Raw genomic sequence first — 3,587 nt, 5'->3', positions numbered from 1 at the left:
GCAGAAGAAAATCCGGAAAAATTCCTGAGTGACCACGGTGATTTCCTGATTGTCGACGAAGTGCAATACGCCCCATCACTGTTCAGATATCTGAAATTCGCGATAGATTCGGATCGAAGGCCGGGCAGGTTTGTTTTGACCGGCTCGCAGCATTTTCAGCTCATGCACACCATTTCCGAAAGCCTGGCCGGCAGATGCGGTGTTATAAACATGCTCGGCCTGTCCAGGGCGGAACTGCTTAATGCCTTGGGACCCCTGAGCGAGGATGTTTTTATCTGGAAGGGAGGAATGCCTGAGCTTTATGCCAGAGAGGAGGTCACTCCTGAATACTGGTTCACCTCCTATGTGGCCACTTATCTGGAACGCGACGTGCGAAACATCCTCAATGTAGGCAATCTGAGGGACTTTGACCGTTGCCTGCGGGCCTGCGCCTTAAGGACCGGTCAATTGCTGTCCCTTTCAGATCTGGCCCGTGATGTGGGTATCAGTCCGAATACAGTCAAAAACTGGATATCTGTTCTGGAAACTTCAGGCCAGGTGTTTTTGCTGGAACCTTTTTACCGCAGCCAGGGCAAAAGGCTTACCAAATCCCCAAAGCTTTACTTTACAGACACAGGAACAGCTGCTTTCCTGCTGGGCTTCGACTCTCCTTCCGACCTGTTTCAAAGCCCTTTTGCCGGACAGTTCTGGGAAAATTACGTCCTTATCGAATACCTGAAGCTGATGAGAGCAAGGGCCAGGCAGCCAAGGGTCTGGTTCTGGAGGACCAGGTCAGGCGAGGAAGTCGATTTGATCATAGAACACGCCGGGCGGATCATGGCCATTGAATGCAGGCAAAGGGAACGACCGGGTGAAAAAGACATCAGGGGGATCAAGTCCTTTTCCTGCCATATGCAGGGTAAGGTTCAGGGCATAGTAGCCTGCCGTACACCCAGGAGCTTTCCACTAAGCGAGGGGGTTCAAGCCATGCCGGTGAGGGACATTGCAGAAAAATTTGCTGATCAATACGGGGATGTCGTCAAAGGACATGTCCTCGCGGACCAGTTCTCGTAAACTCTGCACCGGTGAATGTGAAGCAGACACGGCAATCCTTATTGGTTATATATTTTTTCCTGTTACGTATAAAACGGTAAAATAGGCGTCAAGATGAGATTCAAACAGTTGGCATTTACATAATCTCCCGGGCAGCCTTGATGAGATCGTTTTGATCAGGAATGTAGAATTTCTCCAGGGGAGGGCTGGCCGGGACCGGGATATCCGGTCCGGTGACCCGTCTGAGCGGGGCCTTGAGATACCTGAATCCTTCTTCCATGACCACAGCTGCGATTTCCCCGCCAAAACCACCGGTGCGGGTGGCTTCGTGCAGGACAATCAGCCTGCCGGTCTTTTCAACCGAAGTCAGGATGGTTTCCCTGTCCAATGGGGTCAGGGTACGCAGATCAACGATCTCCATTTCAATACCTTCCTGGCTGAGTTTTTCAGCTGCGCCCATGGCCACGCCCAGCATCCCGGACCAGGTGACCACGGTCAGGTCCCGGCCCTGTCTCTTGATGTCGGCCTGGCCCAGGGGAGTCAGATATTCCTGTTCTGGTACGGGCATGGGTGCGAAATACAGGCCCATGTGCTCAATAAAGATAACTGGATTGTCATCTCTGATGGCTGATTTTAAAAGGCCTTTGGCATCGGCCGCAGTTGCGGGCATGACCACTTTGAGTCCCGGGCAGTGGGCGGTCCAGGCTTCAAGGTTGTGGGAATGCTGGCATCCGGCTCCGAATCCGGCCCCGCTTTTGATCCGGACCACCAGAGGAAAAGATGATTTGCCCCCGGACAGGTATCTGAGCTTGGCTGCATGGTTGACGATCATATCCGAGGCCAGGGTAAAAAATGGGTTGAACATGATCTCCACCACGGGTTTGAGACCTGCTTCGGCCGCGCCCACGGCCAGGCCGGCAATGGCAGCCTCGGAAACAGGAGTGTCTTTGACCCTCCCCGGTCCAAATTCCTCCAGAAGGCCGTGGGTGGGAAACATGGGGTTGACGTGGATGCTTACTCCAACACCTTCCCCGGCGATGAACACATTGGGATCACGCTGCATTTCTTCTTTTAAGGCCTGATTAACGGCCTGGCCCATTCCTAATTTCTGCATGGCATAGTTCCTTGATTATGTATGACCATATTATATGTAGAAAAAATTAAAGTCTGAAAACTAAACATAAACATCTTCCAAGGCTTCACGGGGCTCTGGATATGGACTTTCTTCTGCAAAGCGCACAGCCTCCTGAACAATGCTCTCAGCCATGGATTCCATTTCCTGCAGCTCGGCGGAATTGATGATACCTGACGCAATGAGCATGTTACTCAGCCTTGGAATGGGACATTTTTCCTGCCATGCTCTGATCTCATCCCGGGGCTGGTAGTGCTGGGGATCCTGTTCACCGTGGCCCCGGCAGCGGTAGGTCTTGCATTCCATCAGGGTCGGACCCTGTCCGTCCAGGGCGCGCTGCCTGGCTTCCAGGGCGGCCTGGTACACGGCCGGGGCATCATTGCCGTCAACAATAATGCCAGGCATGTCATAGGCCCTGGCCCGTTCGGCCATGTCCTTGACCCTGGTGTGCTCTTCATAGCGCTGGGCTCCGGCATAAAGGTTGTTTTCACAGACAAATATGACCGGCAGCTGCCACAAAGCAGCCAGGTTCAGGGCTTCGTGGAATGAGCCTTCATCTGCCGCGCCGTCACCGAAAAAGCAGACAGTTACAGCCTGCTCCTGGGTATACTGCTGAGCAAAGGCCCGGCCTACGGCAATAGGCAGGGTTGCCCCGACCACAGTGGTGGTGCAGGGGGCATTAACCTCAGGTACAGTTAGATGCAGGGTGCCGCTCTTGCCTTTGTTGCAGCCGGTTTTTTTGCAGAATATTTCCGCCATCAGTCCCTTGGGGTCGGCTCCCTTGGCCAGAAGGTGATGGTGGCTGCGGTGGTTGGTGATGATCACGTCGTCCTGCTTCAGGGCGGCACAAACCCCTGAGCCCACAGCTTCCTGGCCGGTGGACAGGATCATCATCCCTGGAATCTTGCCCTCGATCCTGCACAGCTCCACCAGGGAGTCAGAGAACTTTCTGGACAGAATCATGGTCCAGAGCATTTCCTGCTGCTTTTTACGGGGTATGTTCATTCTCCCTCCTTTTTAACTCCTGGATGCCTCCCAGGGAAAAACGGGTTGTATCACCCGGTGATGGCCTCAATATCCATCTAAGTAGAAATCAACAATATCAAAGCGGTCCTTCATTCGCTCCGAAAGGCGGGAATAGATTTTTTCGTCCAGTGTATCCTTGTACACCAGCCCCATGTGGCAGGATAGTTGTCGCCTCGGAGAATAGACGTTTAGAACTGCTTTTTCCGCATCAAAAAGGTGGGTCTAAGATCCGATATCAAGCAGAAAAAGAGCTCTTCTCAAATATTTTCAATATATTGGCTGGGTCCGACCCGAACAAACCTTTGATGGGCTGATTATGCCGCAATGCCCTCCACGATGAGGTGACTCACGTCAGTACGTTCGCTTGCATGTTCGAATGTGATTGCGCAGACGTTGC

Annotated in this window: 3 protein-coding genes; 1 reads left to right on the top strand and 2 read right to left on the bottom strand. The window is 53.0% G+C overall.

Annotated elements, in window-relative coordinates; genetic code table 11:
- The coding region (locus tag QZP87_RS03115; RefSeq protein ID WP_291321455.1) for an ATP-binding protein at nucleotides 1–1,053 on the top strand (1,053 nt) is incomplete at its 5' end.
- Nucleotides 1,054–1,168: 115 nt separating this feature from the next.
- Here the strand turns inward: QZP87_RS03115 and QZP87_RS03110 are convergent.
- Entirely contained in the window at nucleotides 1,169–2,146 is a 978-nt protein-coding gene (locus QZP87_RS03110; protein WP_291321454.1) for an alpha-ketoacid dehydrogenase subunit beta, read from the bottom strand.
- A 60-nt stretch (nucleotides 2,147–2,206) separates the two neighbouring features.
- Complete coding sequence (locus QZP87_RS03105) at nucleotides 2,207–3,169, bottom strand: thiamine pyrophosphate-dependent dehydrogenase E1 component subunit alpha (protein ID WP_291321453.1); 963 nt, start codon at nucleotides 3,167–3,169, stop codon at nucleotides 2,207–2,209.
- Nucleotides 3,170–3,587 lie beyond the last annotated feature (418 nt).

The organism is Desulfonatronospira sp., assembly GCA_003563255.1.
Classification (GTDB): Bacteria; Desulfobacterota; Desulfovibrionia; order Desulfovibrionales; family Desulfonatronovibrionaceae; genus Desulfonatronospira.
Note: the sequence above shows the minus strand (reverse complement) of the source record. Positions and strands in the feature narration are given on the sequence as shown.